At 71.5% G+C, this 15,075-nt stretch carries 14 protein-coding genes and 1 tRNA gene; 9 read left to right on the top strand and 6 right to left on the bottom strand.

What is annotated here, in order from left to right; all coding sequences use genetic code 11:
* Positions 1 to 350: 350 nt before the first annotated feature.
* Positions 351 to 803 (top strand): MarR family transcriptional regulator, encoded by a 453-nt coding sequence (locus tag ACTJJP_RS07665; protein ID WP_440774424.1) that lies wholly within the window; start codon positions 351 to 353, stop codon positions 801 to 803.
* Between the two features lie 122 nt (positions 804 to 925).
* Here the strand turns inward: ACTJJP_RS07665 and ACTJJP_RS07660 are convergent, their stop codons facing one another.
* Positions 926 to 1,273, bottom strand: a complete 348-nt coding sequence (locus tag ACTJJP_RS07660) for a hypothetical protein (protein WP_440774423.1) — start codon at positions 1,271 to 1,273, stop codon at positions 926 to 928.
* Positions 1,274 to 1,674: 401 nt separating this feature from the next.
* Between ACTJJP_RS07660 and ACTJJP_RS07655 the strand changes: the two genes are divergently transcribed.
* The gene (locus tag ACTJJP_RS07655) at positions 1,675 to 2,610 is read left to right on the top strand and encodes a helix-turn-helix domain-containing protein (RefSeq protein WP_440774422.1); all 936 of its coding nucleotides are present in this window, start codon (positions 1,675 to 1,677) and stop codon (positions 2,608 to 2,610) included.
* A gap of 189 nt (positions 2,611 to 2,799) precedes the next feature.
* Here ACTJJP_RS07655 and ACTJJP_RS07650 read toward each other — a convergent pair whose 3' ends face one another.
* The gene (locus tag ACTJJP_RS07650) at positions 2,800 to 4,293 is read right to left on the bottom strand and encodes a SulP family inorganic anion transporter (RefSeq protein WP_440774421.1); all 1,494 of its coding nucleotides are present in this window, start codon (positions 4,291 to 4,293) and stop codon (positions 2,800 to 2,802) included.
* Positions 4,294 to 4,410: 117 nt separating this feature from the next.
* Here ACTJJP_RS07650 and ACTJJP_RS07645 point away from each other — a divergent pair, with 117 nt between their 5' ends.
* A complete protein-coding gene (locus tag ACTJJP_RS07645; protein ID WP_440774420.1) occupies positions 4,411 to 4,782 on the top strand; it encodes a MerR family transcriptional regulator in 372 nt (123 codons plus the stop codon).
* Positions 4,779 to 5,354, top strand: a complete 576-nt coding sequence (locus tag ACTJJP_RS07640; protein WP_440774419.1) for a GNAT family N-acetyltransferase — start codon at positions 4,779 to 4,781, stop codon at positions 5,352 to 5,354. Before ACTJJP_RS07645 ends, ACTJJP_RS07640 begins: the two co-directional genes overlap by 4 nt.
* A 14-nt stretch (positions 5,355 to 5,368) precedes the next feature.
* Here ACTJJP_RS07640 and ACTJJP_RS07635 read toward each other — a convergent pair whose 3' ends face one another.
* Entirely contained in the window at positions 5,369 to 6,112 is a 744-nt protein-coding gene (locus tag ACTJJP_RS07635) for a FadR/GntR family transcriptional regulator (protein ID WP_440774418.1), read from the bottom strand.
* Between the two features lie 78 nt (positions 6,113 to 6,190).
* Between ACTJJP_RS07635 and ACTJJP_RS07630 the strand changes: the two genes are divergently transcribed.
* The 5 genes from ACTJJP_RS07630 to ACTJJP_RS07610 all read left to right on the top strand — a co-directional run bounded on the left by ACTJJP_RS07630 (position 6,191) and on the right by ACTJJP_RS07610 (position 10,143).
* Positions 6,191 to 7,081 carry a proline iminopeptidase-family hydrolase gene (locus ACTJJP_RS07630; protein ID WP_440774417.1) on the top strand — a complete coding sequence of 297 codons (891 nt, stop codon included), beginning with the start codon at positions 6,191 to 6,193 and terminating at the stop codon, positions 7,079 to 7,081.
* A gap of 85 nt (positions 7,082 to 7,166) precedes the next feature.
* Complete coding sequence (locus ACTJJP_RS07625; protein WP_440774416.1) at positions 7,167 to 8,591, top strand: APC family permease; 1,425 nt, start codon at positions 7,167 to 7,169, stop codon at positions 8,589 to 8,591.
* Positions 8,588 to 9,514, top strand: coding sequence for an acetamidase/formamidase family protein (locus tag ACTJJP_RS07620; protein WP_440774415.1), 927 nt, complete (start codon positions 8,588 to 8,590; stop codon positions 9,512 to 9,514). The genes ACTJJP_RS07625 and ACTJJP_RS07620 overlap by 4 nt, the downstream gene beginning before the upstream one ends.
* A 13-nt stretch (positions 9,515 to 9,527) precedes the next feature.
* Positions 9,528 to 9,995: an NUDIX hydrolase gene (locus tag ACTJJP_RS07615; RefSeq protein ID WP_440774414.1), complete on the top strand. Its 468-nt coding sequence runs from the start codon at positions 9,528 to 9,530 to the stop codon at positions 9,993 to 9,995.
* A 56-nt stretch (positions 9,996 to 10,051) separates the two neighbouring features.
* Positions 10,052 to 10,143, top strand: a tRNA-Ser gene (locus ACTJJP_RS07610).
* Positions 10,144 to 10,239: 96 nt separating this feature from the next.
* Here ACTJJP_RS07610 and ACTJJP_RS07605 read toward each other — a convergent pair.
* The 3 genes from ACTJJP_RS07605 to ACTJJP_RS07595 are packed head-to-tail and all read right to left on the bottom strand — an operon-like array spanning position 10,240 to position 14,826.
* A complete protein-coding gene (locus ACTJJP_RS07605) occupies positions 10,240 to 12,540 on the bottom strand; it encodes a DUF3488 and transglutaminase-like domain-containing protein (protein ID WP_440774413.1) in 2,301 nt (766 codons plus the stop codon).
* Positions 12,527 to 13,783 carry a DUF58 domain-containing protein gene (locus ACTJJP_RS07600; protein WP_440774412.1) on the bottom strand — a complete coding sequence of 419 codons (1,257 nt, stop codon included), beginning with the start codon at positions 13,781 to 13,783 and terminating at the stop codon, positions 12,527 to 12,529. Before ACTJJP_RS07600 ends, ACTJJP_RS07605 begins: the two co-directional genes overlap by 14 nt.
* A complete protein-coding gene (locus ACTJJP_RS07595; protein ID WP_440774411.1) occupies positions 13,780 to 14,826 on the bottom strand; it encodes an AAA family ATPase in 1,047 nt (348 codons plus the stop codon). Before ACTJJP_RS07595 ends, ACTJJP_RS07600 begins: the two co-directional genes overlap by 4 nt.
* Positions 14,827 to 15,075: the final 249 nt, after the last annotated feature.

Genomic DNA, 15,075 nt, shown 5'->3' with positions numbered 1-15,075 from the left:
CTCCCGACGGGATGTCCGCCCGTCTCCCGACGGGTCGAGTCCCCGCCGTGTCGCGGGGTGCTGATGGTCACAGTCCTATCCCCGGACGAGGTCGTCTGCGGCCCGCTTGACATCTGCGGCGAGCTGCGCAGGGCCCCATGCGGACGGGTCGGGCGTGCGCCGTCGCGACGCGCCCGCGCACATCGTGCGTGCGGCCCGCGGTCCGGGACAGAGCCGCCGGCGCGCGCGCCGCGGGAGTCCGGGCGGTGTGTCCGCAGTGCACGACGGGCTGCCGGTCCCGCTGCGCCGGACGTGACGCGCGGAGCGGAGGCTGCGCGCGTACACGGAGGAACTGGGTACGATCATGGGTCGTGCAGACCTCATCCGAGACTTCTTCGTCGCCCGTGACCGGGTCGGCACTCGGTCGATCCCTGCTGGCTTACGGCGAGGCGAGACGAACGGCCGGGGCCGAGGCGCGTCGCGCGCTGGGCGTGAACGAACTCGACGCCCGCGCTCTGCTCTTCGTCGCGGAGAATCCGGGTGCCCGCCCCTCGCACGTGCGCGACCACCTCGGCATCACGTCGGCGGGCGTGACGACCCTCATCGATCGTCTCGTTCAGCGCGGCGCGGTGCGTCGCGACCTCGACGACGACGACCGCCGCGTCAACCACATCACGGCGACCGTCGACCTCGATGCGCCGCCGTGGTCGTCGCTGCGGGCGTTCGACGCCGACATCGAATCGGCGATCGCTGGGCTCGATCCGGCCGAGGCGCGACGGGCGGCGCTCCTGCTCGAGCACATCGTCGCCGCGGTCGCCGTCTGAACCGCGGGTCGGGTTTCCTCCGCCGGCGAGGGTTCGGGCCGGCTCCCCGCGTGGGCGTCGTCGCGCGGTGCCGCCATCGGCGAACCGCCCCGTCGGGTCGGTGCCTCGGTGGATGCGCGTGCTCAGGTGCCGCGGGCGGCGAGGAACGCCTCGGATCGCGCCTGCAGGAACGAGCACAGAGCCGCGAGGGTCGCGAGTTCGCCCGACAGGGCCATCACCCGTCCCGCGGGGAGGGGCGCGGCGTCCTCGCGCGGTTCGAAGGTGACGGACCACTCCGTCGACCCTTCGGCAGCGCCCGGAGCGACGTAGAAGGTCGTCGAGACACTGCGCAGGCGGGCGGCGATCAATCCCGCATCCGCATCTTCTCCGACGTCCTGCGGGATGACGCGAAGAATGTCGGCGTCGTTGTAGCCGAGGGCACGGAAATCATCGACCCAGGACTGCAGCGTCGTCATGGTGCGAAACGGCATCGGCATCCCTTCCAGAACGGGCGCCGAAAGGCGACCCCCCTCATTATGGCGGGCGAGGAGCGTCTCGGCGCGGGTCGACGAGTGCCGCACGATGGCCCGCGCCGCGGAACGACGACGGTGGCGTCCGCAGAGCTGTCACTGCGCGCGGTGGCCTGACCTGCCGACGGCGGTCGAGGGCCGCGGCCGGAGGGTGCGTCTGCCGGACGAGGTGGCGCGCATCGCGGCTACATATGCGAAATGTGCACCAAAGCCGTTTCAAAGGTTACGGTGGAGTGCGGGTGCGGGGTATCGATGACGATCGCGGGCCGCTTCGCCGATCCGATGAGAGCGTTCCCATACGTGCTCGGGTCGAACAATGCAATGGTCTTGCCGCACATTCTCGGACGATTTAGGAAACACTCGTGGAGCACACCAACATCGAGACCCGTGACGCTGAGACCGTCGAGCACCTGTGGCAGACGATCGTCCCGGGTGCGCGCATCGCACGCGCCGAGGCCATCCAGCCGGCCCTCGCATGGCATGCCGCCTCCGAACCGGGTTTCGGATTCTGCGACTACACGATGGGCTCCACGATGATGGTGGAGTCCGACCCCCTCGACCAGGTCGTGGTCGGTCGTATCGCCGGTCCCCGGGTGACGGGGACGTACCGGCGCGAACGCATCGACACCGCGGTGCCGTTCATGGTGGTCGACCGCCCGATCGAGTTCGCCTTCACCGGTCGCATCGCGGGCACCGCCGTGTCCTTCGCCCGGTCGGACTTCGACGAGGCCGCGCGCCGGCTGTCCGGCGACGACACCCTGCGCGTTCGGGCCACCGGGTACGCGCCCGTCAGCGAGCAGCGGCTGCGCTACTGGACGCGCACGTGGGAGTACACCCGCGACGTGCTGCTGCGCTCGCCCGAGCGCACCCCGATCATCGAGCAGCAGGCCCGCACGCTCATGCTCGAGGCGTCGCTTCTGGCGTTCCCCACCACGTTCACCGACGCGCTCGCCGCGGGTCGTCCGTCGCGTCCGTTGCCCGCCCCGGTGCGTCGCGCCAAGGCCTATGTGGAGGCGCACGCCGCCGAGCCCGTCGTGCTCGCCGACATCGCCCAGGCGGCTCGACTGTCGCCACGGGGGCTGCAGTACGCCTTCCGGGCGGCCACCGGCCGCACGCCGATGCAGTACCTGCGCCGGGTTCGCCTCGACGCGGCGCGCGCGGAACTGCGCAGCGCCGACCCCTCGATCGAGACGGTCGCGGCCATCGCCGCGCGGTGGGGATTCTCCAACCTCGGACGCTTCGCCGCGATGTACCGCGGAGAGTTCGGCGAGACACCCTCCACGACGCTGCGCTCCTGACGCGAGTCGCCGCCGAACCTCCCGGCCGGAGGGGGGATGCGGCGGGATGGTGCGAAGCGGAGGAGATCCGGCGAGCGGAGGGCGAGGCCGGGTCGCGGCATCCTCCCGGCCCGGGGGTCTCCGCCCGTCTCCGATCCCTCCGGCACCACCCCCGCGGGCGTGCGCAGGGATCTCGGCGGGTGGTCGCGGTCAGTGACCCGCGCCGAGCCCCCCGGTGAGGCGCCCGTGGAAGCGCCGAGCGGCGGTGTTCATCCCCTCGAGTTCCACGGTGGTGCCGAGATGCGCGTACTTCGTCTGCACGGCATCCAGCGCCGCCACGGTCGAGGCGTCCCACACGTGCGATCGCGACAGATCGATGACGACCCGCGCCGGATCGCGGTGATAGGCGAACTTCGTCGTCAGGTCGTTGCTCGAGGCGAAGAACAGCGCACCCTCGACGACGTACCGGGCGGTGTCGCCCTCGACCGAGCGCGTCACGGTGGTCAGATTCGCCACGCGCCGGGCGAACAGCACCGCCGCAGCGATCACGCCCACACCGACCCCGATCGCGAGGTTGTGGGTCCACACCGTCACCGCCACCGTCAGCACCATCACGACGGTCTCGCTCAGCGGCATCCGGCGCAGCGTCGAGGGACGGATGCTGTGCCAGTCGAAGGTCGCGACCGAGACGACGATCATCACGGCCACGAGCACCGCCATGGGGATGATGGCCACCACGTCGCCGAACACCAGCACGAGCACGAGCAGGAACACGCCGGCGAGGAAGGTCGAGATGCGGGTGCGGGCGCCCGAGGCCTTCACGTTGATCATGGTCTGGCCGATCATCGCGCAGCCGCCCATACCGCCGAAGACGCCCGACAGCACGTTGGCCGCGCCCTGGCCCAGCGACTCGCGCGTCTTCGAGGAGGGGGTGTCGGTGATGTCGTCGACCAGGGCGGCGGTCATCAGCGATTCGAGCAGCCCCACGATGGCCATCGCCACCGCGAACGGGAAGATGATCGCGAGGGTGTCGAGCGAGATCGGCACGTTCGGGAACAGCAGCGCGGGCAGGCTGTCGGGCAGCGCGCCCTGGTCGCCCACCGTCGGCACCGAGATGCCGAAGACCACGGCCGCGCCGGTCAGCAGCACGATGGCGACGAGGGGCGCCGGTACCGCCTTGGTGAGGCGAGGCAGCAGGTACATGATCGCGAGGCCCGCCGCGGCGATCGGGTAGACCGCCCACGGCACGCCGATGAGCTGCGGCACCTGGGCGGTGAAGATGAGGATCGCCAGCGCGTTGACGAAGCCGACCATCACGCTCCGGGGGATGTAGCGCATGAGCTTGGCGACGCCGAGGAGTCCGAGGATCACCTGCAGGATGCCGCCGAGGATCACCGTCGCGAGCAGATAGTCGACCCCGTGCTCGCGGGCGACCGGGGCGATGACGAGGGCGATCGCGCCCGTGGCGGCGGTGATCATCGCGGGTCGCCCGCCGAGGAAGGCGATCGCGACCGCCATCACGAACGAGGAGAACAGGCCGAGCCGCGGGTCGACACCCGCGATGATCGAGAACGCGATGGCCTCGGGGATGAGCGCGATGGCCACCACGAGACCCGCGAGGGCCTCGCGGGTGAGGAGGCGGGGGGAGCGCAGGGCCTGGAGCACGGTGGGTTCGGGCCGCGTGCGCGCGAGGACGTCGGTCATGAAGATGCTCCGAGAGGTGGGAGGGAACCCGCGTCGGCGCGGGGAAGAATAGGGGGGTCGCGATCGCGACCGAACTAACTCTACCGTAACGAGAGGGTTGCGGAAACGGGGGATGCCATGACCGCTCAGCGACCGATGCAGATCGGCGAGCTCGCCGAACGCACCGGGTTGTCCATCCGCACGCTCCGCCACTACGACGAGATCGGGCTGCTGCGACCCTCGGCGCGCAGCGACGGCGGATTCCGGCTGTACACCGTCGACGACGAGTCGCGGCTGCTGCTCATCCGTCGGATGAAGCCGCTGGGGTACTCGCTCGAGCAGATGGGCGAACTGCTCGCCGTCGTCGACGGGCTCGACGCCGACCCCTCCGATGCGGCGCTGGCCGCTCGCCTGGCCGACATCCGCGACGAAGCCGTCACGCGCCGCGACGACCTTCGCCGCAAGCTCGACGCGGCCGACGATTTCGTCGCGCAGTTGGAGGCGCGGTGACCGCACACGACCTCGTGCTCGAGGGCCACGGCATCCGTCTCACTCCCGCACATCCCGACGACGCCGCAGAGGCGTGGGCGCTCACCGACGCCTCGATCTGGGCCGGGATGACGACGCCCTGGCCCGCATCGGAGCAGGCCTACGCCGAGCGTGTCGCGCAGCAGCGCGAGACGCCGGGGATGTTCGCCTTCACGGTGCGGGATGCCGACACCGGCGGCATCCGCGGATCGACGACGTTCTACGACTACGCGCCGGCCCAGGGTCGGGTCGAGATCGGAACGACCTGGTACGGTCGGGCGTTCCAGGGCGGGCGGACGAATCCCGCGGCGAAGCTGCTGCTGCTGGGGCAGGCCTTCGACGTGTGGGGCCTGAACCGCGTCGCCCTGAGGTGCGACGCGCGCAATGCGCGCAGCGCCCGGGCGATCGAGCGTCTCGGTGCCACGCCCGAGGGGCGGTTGCGCCACCACCGCATCGCACCCGACGGCAGCGTCGGCGACACGCTGTACTTCTCGATCCTCCGCGAGGAGTGGCCCGCGGTGCGCATCGGGCTCGAGGAACGCCTGCGCGGCTGAGCGTCGCGCGCGGGTCAGCTCGTCGACGCGGCGGCGGCCCGGAGGCGGGCGAACTCGCGTGCCTCGGTGAAGAGCTCGATGTCGATCTGCACGTGGCGGCGGGCGAGGTCGGCGGCCTCGTCGGGTGCGGCGTCCACGATCGCGGCGACGATCGCGTCGTGTTCGCGCGCGGCGCGAGACTCCATGCGACGGTGGCTCTCGCGGTCGCCCCAGGGGTGCGCGGGCGCCGAGAGCGAGAGGTGACGTTCGTGATCGAGCAGGATGTCGCGCAGCGCGGCGTTGTGCGCGGCGTCGATGATCGCCAGGTGCAGCAGGCTGTCGGCGCGCTGTTTCGGACCGCCCGAATCCGCCGCGTGGAACGCGCCCAGGCGCTCGCGGATGACGGCGATGTCGGCATCCGTGCGCCTCTCGGCGGCGAGGCGGGCGAGCGAGGCGTGCAGCATCGAGCTGGCCGTGCAGGCGTCGACGAGGTCGTTCCAGCGCTGCTCGAACCAGCGGTCCACGCCGACGACGATCGAGGCCGGCCACTGCGCGGCGACGAACGTGCCGCCGGCGCGGCCGCGTCTCTTCTCGATCAGCCCACGCACGGCCAGATCGTCGAGGGCGGCCCGAACGGTCGTGCGGCCGACACCCAGCAGGGGGGAGAGGTCGCGCTCGGCGGGCAGGCGCGTGCCGGGCAGGAATTCGCCCACCGCGACCGCGGTGATGAGGCGCTCGGTGACGCGTTCCACCAGGGAGGCGTCGTCGGTGTCTGCCATGGGCTCCCGTCGTTTCCTCCATGTTAATTCCCAAGAAAAGGTTTGCCAACGAACCATTACCGGGTCCACGATGACACCATGCAACGCGAGACCACCGTCCCCTTCCACGACGGCTTCACCTGGGCGCGCCTCACGGAGCCCGCCGAACCCACCGGCAAGGCTCCGCTGTTCGTGCTCCACGGCGGACCCGGAATGGCCCACGACTACGTGTCGAACCTCGACGCCCTCGCCGATCTGACCGGACGCACCGTCGTGCACTACGACCAGATCGGCTGCGGCAAGAGCTCGCACCACCCCGAGGCCCCGGCCTCGCAGTGGGTGCCGCAGCTCTTCGTCGACGAGTTCCACAACCTGCGCGAGGCACTGGGCGTCGACGAGTACCACGTGCTCGGCCAGTCGTGGGGCGGCATGCTCGGCGCCGAGATCGCGGTGCGACAGCCCGCGGGCCTGCGGAGCCTCGAGATCTGCAACTCCCCGGCCTCCATGGCACTCTGGCTCGCGGGCGCGGCGCGCCTGCGTTCCGAACTGCCGGTCGCGGCCCGCGAGGCCCTCGACCGTCACGAGGCCGACGGCACCCTCGATCACCCCGAGTACGTGGATGCCACGCGGCAGTTCTACGAGCGACACGTCTGCCGCGTCACCCCCATGCCGCAGGACTTCGTCGACAGCGAGCAGCAGATGCTCGCCGATCCGACCGTGTACTTCACGATGAACGGACCCAACGAGTTCCACGTCGTCGGCACCGGCCGCGACTGGACGATCATCGACCGCCTTCCGCAGGTCGCCGTCCCCACTCTCGTCGTCGCCGGGGAGTTCGACGAGGCCACCCCCGAGACGTGGGAGCCGTTCGTGGAGCACATCCCCGACGCCCGCTCGCACGTCTTCGCCGGAGCGAGCCACTGCACCCACCTCGAGATGCCCGACGCCTTCCGCGCGGTCATCGCGGACTTCCTCGCGCCCCTTCCCTGACGCTTCCCGCCCCGCCCCGCCCCACCCGACGCATCCCGATCCACCGCCCCGCCGGGCGCCCCACCCACCCGAACCAGGAGACCCGATGTCGCACCCCGCCCCCGAGGCCCAGCAATCGCTGGAGTCGTTCGGCTACAAGCAGGAGCTCAAGCGCTCCATGTCCACCCTCGACCTCGTGGTCTACGGGCTCGTGTTCATGGTGCCCATCGCCCCCTGGGCGATCTTCGGCGTGGTCTACAACGCCGCGGACGGCATGGTGCCGCTGGTCTACCTCACGGGTGTCGTGGCGATGATCTTCACCGCCCTCGCCTACGCGCAGATGTCGAAGGCGTTCCCCATCGCCGGCTCGGTGTTCTCGTACGTCGGCCGGGGTCTGCACCCGACGGTGGGCTTCTTCGCCGGGTGGGCGATCCTGCTCGACTACCTGCTCGTGCCGACCCTTCTCTACGTGTTCGCCGCGTCGTCGATGGCGGGGATCTTCCCCGACGTGCCGCAGTGGATCTGGGCGGTCGTCTTCGTCATCGTCAACACGCTCATCAACGTGGCGGGCATCGGCTCGATCAAGCTCGCGAACCGCGTCATGCTGCTCATCCAGCTCACGTTCGTGGTCATCTTCGTCGTCATCGCCGTGACCGCGTTGAACGCGGGCACCATCCCGGGCGCCGAGTTCACGATCGCCCCCGTGTGGGACGCCGAGAAGGTCAACCCCGCCCTGATCGCCACCGCCCTCTCGATCGCCGTGCTGAGCTTCCTCGGCTTCGACGGCATCTCGACCATGGCCGAGGAGTCCACCGGCAACCGCAGCTCGGCCGGTCGCGCCATGGTGATCGCCCTGCTCGTGGTGGCGGTGCTCTTCGTCACGCAGACCTGGTTCGCCAGCGCCCTCGCCGCCGGAACCATCACCTTCGGCGACGACGAGGTCAACAACGCCTTCTTCGTGCTCGTGGCCAAGGCCGCCGGATCCGGGTGGGCGACCGCGTTCCTCGCCGTCAACGTCGTCGCGGTGGGCATCGCCAACGCCGTCGCCGCGCAGGCGGCCACCTCGCGCCTGCTGTACTCGATGAGCCGCGACCGGCGCCTTCCCGCCTTCCTGTCGAAGGTCAACTCCCGTCAGGTGCCCATGGCCGCGATCCTGCTCGTCAGCGGCGTCTCGCTCGTGCTCGTGCTGTTCTTCGTCGGTCAGATCGCCGTCATCTCCTCGCTGGTGAACTTCGGCGCCCTTCTCGGATTCCTCCTGCTGCACGTCTCGGTCGCGGTGTACTACCTCGGCAAGAGGAAGTCGAAGAACTACCTGCTCCACCTCGTCGTACCCGCCGTGGGCTTCCTGATCATCGGGTACGTACTGCTCAACGCCGACATCACCGCGAAGGTCGGCGGCATCCTGTGGCTCGTCGTCGGCGCGATCGTCTACGTGATCTTCGCCCGCAAGAGCGGCGGCGCGAGCGGACCGCTGCCCGAGCACGCGACCTCCACCGCCGGTGAGGGCGGCGGCGAGACGGTGTCCCGGTGACCTTCGACCACGTCCTGGGCGCGGAGCTCGGGCGACCGGGCTTCGCCGCCGACATCGCCCCCGTGCTGCGGCTCATGCCCGGCACGGGGGAGACGGTGGCGTTCCACACCGACGACGCCGTCTATCGCGAGCTCCACGAGCACGGCGACCTCGGCGCTCTCACCGCACCGATCAACCCGGTGACCGGGCCGGTGTACGTCGAGGGGGCGCGACCCGGAGACGCCCTCGCGGTCCGCGTGCACGAGATCCGCCTCCCGGAGTCGGGCTGGTCGCAGAGTCTCCCGGGTGCGGGGGCGCTCTCGCACCGCATGCCCGATCACGTGGTGAGCCGCCGCGTGCCGATCGACGCAGACGGGGTGCACGTCACCGCTCGCCACGTCGTACCCGCCCGCCCGATGATCGGCTGCATCGGCACGGCGCCCGCCGTGGGCACGCACTCCACGGTGATGCCCACCACGGCTCTCGGCGGCAACATGGACCTCACCGACGTCGCTCCCGGTGCGACGGTGTACCTGCCGGTGGAGGTCGACGGCGGACTGCTCTCGATCGGCGACATCCACGCCGTCATGGCGCGAGGGGAGTCGTCGTTCGTCGCCATCGAGGCCGCGGGGATCGCGGTCGTCTCGATCGATCTGGTGAAGGATGCCGGTTTCCGCGCGCCACGCGTCGAGACCGCCGACGAGTGGATCTTCGTCGGCCTCGGCGACCCCGTGCAGGAGAGCATCCGGCGCGGCTACGAAGACGTCTTCGACACGCTCGTCGAGGTGCACGGCTGGGACCGGATGGATGCCTATTCGCTCATGAGCGCCGTCGTGCACATTGAGCTCGGCGGCCCGACGGGGTCGGAGACGCCGGATCCCCTGCATCCGTTCCGGGCCGTCGGCGCCGTCACGCTCCACCGCCTGCCCAAGCACGTGCTCTGAGAGACTGCTCGGTGTGACGGATCAGACGGAGCCGAAGACACGGCGCACCGCTCGCGTGCTGGTGTTCGACGAGGACGGGGCGCTGCTGCTGATGAAGCAGCACTGGGGTCGACGCGTGCGTCCGGCCCGCTGGCTCACCGTCGGCGGAGGGATCGATCCGGGGGAGGATGCCGCGACCGCCGCTGTGCGCGAGCTGTACGAGGAGACGGGCCTCCGGGTGGATGCCGTGGGCGAGCCGGTCGCGTTCCGCGACATCGCGCTCCCCCCGGCAGAGGAGTACGAGCGCCGTACCGCGGTGTACTTCGTGCTGCGCACCGCGCGCTTCGAGATCGCACGGGATGCCTGGACCGCGAGCGAGCAGGACGACATCGTCGACGTGCGCTGGTTCACGCCGGCGGAGCTCGCCGCGTCCGAGGACGTCTTCGATCCCGAGGACGTGCGGGGCATCGTGGCCGGCCTGGGATCGGTCGATCCCGTCTGACGTCGCGGCCCGGCCGCGGCGGGGGAGAGCCTCGTCGCCGTGTAAGCTTTCCTGTTGGAAGTGTGTCCGAGCGGCCTAAGGAGCATGGCTGGAATCCATGTAGGCGGGGTAACTCGCCTCGCAGGTTCAAATCCTGTCACTTCCGCCACACGATGAGCCTCACCCCCAGGGGTGGGGCTCATCGTCTTTCCCCCGTCTCCGCCCCGGATACCGGTTTCCCCTCCTCCGGGAGGGTGCGGCGCCCTCAGCTGCCGACCGTCTCGCGCTCCGTCTCCACCGCGCCGGGGCGCACGACGAGCGAGCGGGGGAAGACGCTCGCGATCACGCGACGAGCGGGGGAGGCCCCGGCACGCAAGCGAGTCCGGATGCGCTCCACGGCCGCGACGAGACCCGGCCCGCTCGCGGGGTCCACGGCGTCCTCGGCGTAGCTGACGCGTTCCACCGCCGCGCGCAGCAGATCGACGTCGTCGGCGTCGATGCCGTGCTCGGCGGTCAGACGCGCGGCGAACGCGCGGGGCGACTCGGCGGACGACGACCGGATGCCGAGGTCCACCGCCTCGTCCTGCAGCACCCTCCACGCGGCGACGGGGTCTCCGGCGCGCGCGTGGGCGAGGTGTCGACGCCGCCGCAGGACGCGCAGGACCGAGGGCACCAGCAGGAGCAGCACGACCGCGAGACCGGCGAGAGAGGGAGCGACCCAGGACGTCGAGGTCCGTCCGCTCGCGGAGACGCCGGGGCCGTCCTGCTCGCCCAGGTCGGGACGGCCGGCCTGCGACGGCGCCGTCGAGGGCTGCGCGTCGGGGGACGCGGCATCCGGTTCCGGGGTGTCCGTCGTCGCCGACCCTCCCGACCCCGATCCCGACGCGAAGTTCGTGGGCACGCCGAGGCTGTTGGTGGGCTCGAAGGGCACCCATCCGATGCCCTCGAACGACACCTCGGGCCACGCGTGCAACTGGCTGGAGCTCACCGTGTACTCCGTGCCGCCCTGCTGAGCGGTGGTCGACGCGGTCCCCGGCAGATAGCCGATGACGATGCGCGTGGGGATGCCGAGCGAGCGCGCCATCACCGCGAAGGCGGACGCGTAGTGCACGCAGTAGCCCGCGCGCACCTCGAGGAAGTCGGCGACGGCATCCACTCCCGCGCCGTCGAAGCCCGAGTCGACGGGGGCGTCGAGCGAGTAGCGGAACGCGCTGCTGCGGAACCACGTCTGCAGCGCCAGGAGCTGGTCGTAGGGCGACTGCGCGCCCGCGGTCACCTCGCGTGCGGTGTCGCCGATGACGGAGGGCACGTCGTCCGGCAGGGACGTCAGCGTCGGGTCGAGATCGGGTCCCCCCACCGCGCTCGAGCGGATCTGCTCGAGCGTGGGCCGCGGCACGACGGCCTGCACCTCGTAGACCTGCTCGCGGGTGGACCCCGCGCGGGTGACGACGGTGCGGTTCTGCGGCATCCCGAGCCAGTCGCCGGTGAGCCCGGTCACGCTGGACGCGGGGTAGGGCACCGGCAGCCAGGGGCTGTCGAGCTGATCGATGGTCACCGTGGTGTCGTCATCCGCGACCGTGATGCCCTCGGCGACGGTGACGGGGGCGAACACGGCGCCCTCGGCCGGAACGGGCACGGTGTCGGAACTGTCGGGTTGCCACACGGCACCGTCGAAGCGCGAGAGGGTCACGGCTCGGAGGTACGGGGCCGTGGGTGCCGTGGTGCGCACCGTGAGCACCTCGACCTCGCGCGGCTGGCGCAGGTCGTTGCCCAGCTCGAGGTTGGGATTGATCGTGGTGCCGATACCGCCGGTGCCCCCGGTCGCGAAGCGCAGGTCCGGTTGGGGCAGCAGCGGGGTGGCGACCACCGCGACGATCACGGCGACGGCGGCGACGCCCAGGGCGGTCGCCGAGACACCGCGCACGGGCCGCGGATCGGCGCGCGACGACGAGGTCGCCGTCCGGGCGCGTGTGTCGACGCGCAGGAGGAACATCAGCGCCGCCGCCAGCAGCACGAAACCCGCGATGTCGATGTCGGAGGGGATGGCGATCGTGGGGATCAGCGACACCGCGACCAGACCGACGCCGGCGAGCAGCGGCATCCGGGCCGTCAGGACGACGTGGTCGAGCACCACCGCGAGGCCGGCGATGGCGGCGACCAGCAGGAACGACAAGCCCGTCTGCGCGTCCACCGGCGCGACCCCGACGCGGATCTCCTCCGACGCCGCAGCCAGCAGATCCGGCACCGACGCGAAGGTCGCCGGGGTCGGGATCACCCCGAGCAGGGCGCTGGAGCGGCCGAAGATCGCGGTCAGCAGCACGATCCCCACGGCGATCTCGACGACGCTCGCGAGCACCGCCGGCAGGCGCCCGACACGAACGAGCAGCCCCGCTCCCAGAACGGCGGCCGTGACGAAGACGGCCCCCGCGACCCACGGCCCCGGCGCGATGACCGAGAACACCGGCAGCAGGGCGCTCGCGATCGCGGCGAACAGACCGACGGTCAGGAGCGTCGCGTCGCGCCGGCGCCGCGGAGTGCGCAGCACCGTCACATCAGCGGTCGACACCGGCGTACCCCTGCTCCATCGCGTCGTCCCACGCGGCGGCGACGTCGCCCCCGGGCCACAGGACGGCGGCGCGCCACCCCCCGGCCCGCAGGCCCTCGAGCTCCGCCCGCTCGGCCACCACGAGCAGCACCGGCAGCGCCGAGTGGTGGGCCACGACCCCCAGGGTGGTGCGATCGTCGGACTCGAGCGTGCCCGTGATCACCACGACGGGGCCCGAGAGGGCCGCGGCCGATGCCGGCACCACGCGGCGCGCGGGATCGTCGGTGCGAGCGCGCAGGACGGCGAAACCGGCGGACGCCGCCCGCGCTTCTCCGTCGTCGCCGCCCTCGACCGGGTCCATCAGCAGACTGCCGTCGCTGTCCACGACGTCGACCGTGTACCCCTCGTGCACGAGGCGCGCGACGACCGAGACGCAGGCCGTGACCGCCGTCTCGAAGGCCTCATCGGCACCCGGGTCACTCGCTGCGAGCGGGGACCACCGCGAGAGCGCGCGGTCGAGCACGACGGTGGCCGCCGGGCTCGATTCCTGCTCCTCTTGACGCACCATGAGCGTGTCGCGGTGGGCGGTGGCGCGCCAGTGGATGCGGCGCATCGAGTCGCCCGGGGCGTAGGGACGCGCGACGAGGTTGTCGGACCCCTGCCCGAGCTGCAGGGTCGACGTCTGGCGGCTGCCGCCGGCCTCGCCCGAGGCGCGGGGAAGCGGCGAGAGGTCGACGATGGCCGGCGCGACGGTCACGGCAGTCTTACGCCCCAGCGCGAGACGTCGCTGCAGGAGCCCGAACGGATCGGTGGTCGTCACCTCGAACGGGCCCAGAGCATGGATGCCGCGCGTCACGCCGACCATCTCGTAGCGGACCTGTACGGCGGCTCCGTCGCCCGACAGTGCCGAGCCGGTGGCCGGAGAGGTGCCCTCGGTGCGGCCCGCGAGTGCCGGGGGGAGGGTGTCGGACCACCGGCCGGGGCCGCTCGGCAGAGCGCTGCGCATGCCCGCGCGAACGGTCACCGTCGCGGCGCCGCCCACCTCGGGGACGTCGGGGGAGACGACGCGGGTGACGGTGCCGGCCCCGCGCGTGAGCAGGAGGGCGATGGCCGCGGCCACCAGGAGCGCTGCCAGAAGGGTCGCGAAGTACAGCAGCTCGGGGATGCCGGCTCGTTCGGCGATGAGGAACGCCGCGACGGCGAGCAGCAGGGCGCCCGTCCCCCGCAGGGTGAAGGGCCACCGGCGTCGCACCACCGACCTCACGGGCGTGATGCGAGGGGCACCCGCACGCTCGCGGCGATGCGCTCCAGCGCCTCGACCACGACGGCGGCCCCGGCCCTCCCGCCCGCGGCGGACCGGTTCGGGATGAGACGGTGCGCGAACACCGGCGACAGAAGTTCGGTGATGTCGTCGGGTATCACGTACGAGCGGGCGTCGAGGGCGGCGCGCACCTTCGCCGCGCGAACGAGCTGCAGGGTCGCGCGCGGGCTGGCGCCGAGGCGGATGTCGGGGTGGCTGCGCGTGGCCTGCGCGAGGGCGACGACGTACTCCTCGAGCGCGGGGGCGACATGCACGCCGCGCGCCCAGGCGATCATCGCGGTGACCTCCCGCGCCGAGGCGACCGGCGTCAGGCCGTCGAGCGGGTTGACCGCGTCGCGCTGACGGAGCATGAGCGCCTCGGCCGCGGCATCCGGGTATCCCATCGAGATGCGCAGCAGGAAACGGTCGCGCTGCGCCTCGGGGAGCGCGTAGGTGCCCTCCATCTCGAACGGGTTCTGCGTCGCCACGACGAGGAACGGCGAGGGGAGCACGTGCGTGCGGCCGTCGACGGTCACCTGACGCTCTTCCATCGCCTCCAGAAGCGACGACTGCGTCTTGGGGGAGGAGCGGTTGATCTCGTCGGCGATCACGATGTGCGCGAACACCGCACCCGGCGTGAACTCGAACTGGCGCTGCACCGGGTTGAACACGGACACGCCGGTGATGTCGCCGGGCAGCAGATCGGGGGTGAACTGGATGCGACGGACGTCCGCGTCGATCGTCGCCGCGATCGCCCGGGCGAGCATCGTCTTGCCGACACCCGGCACGTCTTCGATGAGCAGGTGACCCTCGGCCAGGAGGGCGATGAGGGCGCTGCGGACGGCGTGCGGCTTGCCGTCGATGACCCGTGAGACGGAGGCGATGATGTCCCCGGTCAGGCGGGCGAACGACTCCGCGGTGAGGGGCTCGTCCAGGCCGTTCCGGGTGGGGGCGGAATCAGCGCGGCGCAGCCGACTGGTCGCCTCGGGCGTGATGGTCTCGTCCATGGCATCCCTCGCGTTGCGGATGGTCCGGAGGCGCGTCGCGGCCGCCGTGACCTGATCGTAACCTGCGGGCGCGGGGGTGGGGCCCGAACGCAGCAGGTGCACAGGGGAGGACCCCCTGTGCATCCGCGATGTGGTGTGCTGCCCGCGCGCTCCGTAGGCGGGGACGGCGAAGCGGAAGACGTAGGGTGCCCCACGCTGTACCGACGGCGGCTGCGGTCGAGGCGAATGACCCGGTCGTTCGGCGGCCCT

Origin of the sequence: Microbacterium sp. 22296 (assembly GCF_052045385.1) — a bacterium.
Taxonomy (GTDB): Bacteria; Actinomycetota; Actinomycetes; order Actinomycetales; family Microbacteriaceae; genus Microbacterium.
Note: the sequence above shows the minus strand (reverse complement) of the source record. Positions and strands in the feature narration are given on the sequence as shown.

Bases quoted from the DNA above. Each gene is read 5' to 3' on its own strand.
- ACTJJP_RS07660 (WP_440774423.1), bottom strand. From the start codon at position 1,273: ATGCCGTTTCGCACCATGACGACGCTGCAGTCCTGGGTCGATGATTTC.
- ACTJJP_RS07650 (WP_440774421.1), bottom strand. From the start codon at position 4,293: ATGACCGACGTCCTCGCGCGCACGCGGCCCGAACCCACCGTGCTCCAG.
- ACTJJP_RS07645 (WP_440774420.1), top strand. From the start codon at position 4,411: ATGACCGCTCAGCGACCGATGCAGATCGGCGAGCTCGCCGAACGCACC.
- ACTJJP_RS07635 (WP_440774418.1), bottom strand. From the start codon at position 6,112: ATGGCAGACACCGACGACGCCTCCCTGGTGGAACGCGTCACCGAGCGC.
- ACTJJP_RS07630 (WP_440774417.1), top strand. From the start codon at position 6,191: ATGCAACGCGAGACCACCGTCCCCTTCCACGACGGCTTCACCTGGGCG.
- ACTJJP_RS07625 (WP_440774416.1), top strand. From the start codon at position 7,167: ATGTCGCACCCCGCCCCCGAGGCCCAGCAATCGCTGGAGTCGTTCGGC.
- ACTJJP_RS07595 (WP_440774411.1), bottom strand. From the start codon at position 14,826: ATGGACGAGACCATCACGCCCGAGGCGACCAGTCGGCTGCGCCGCGCT.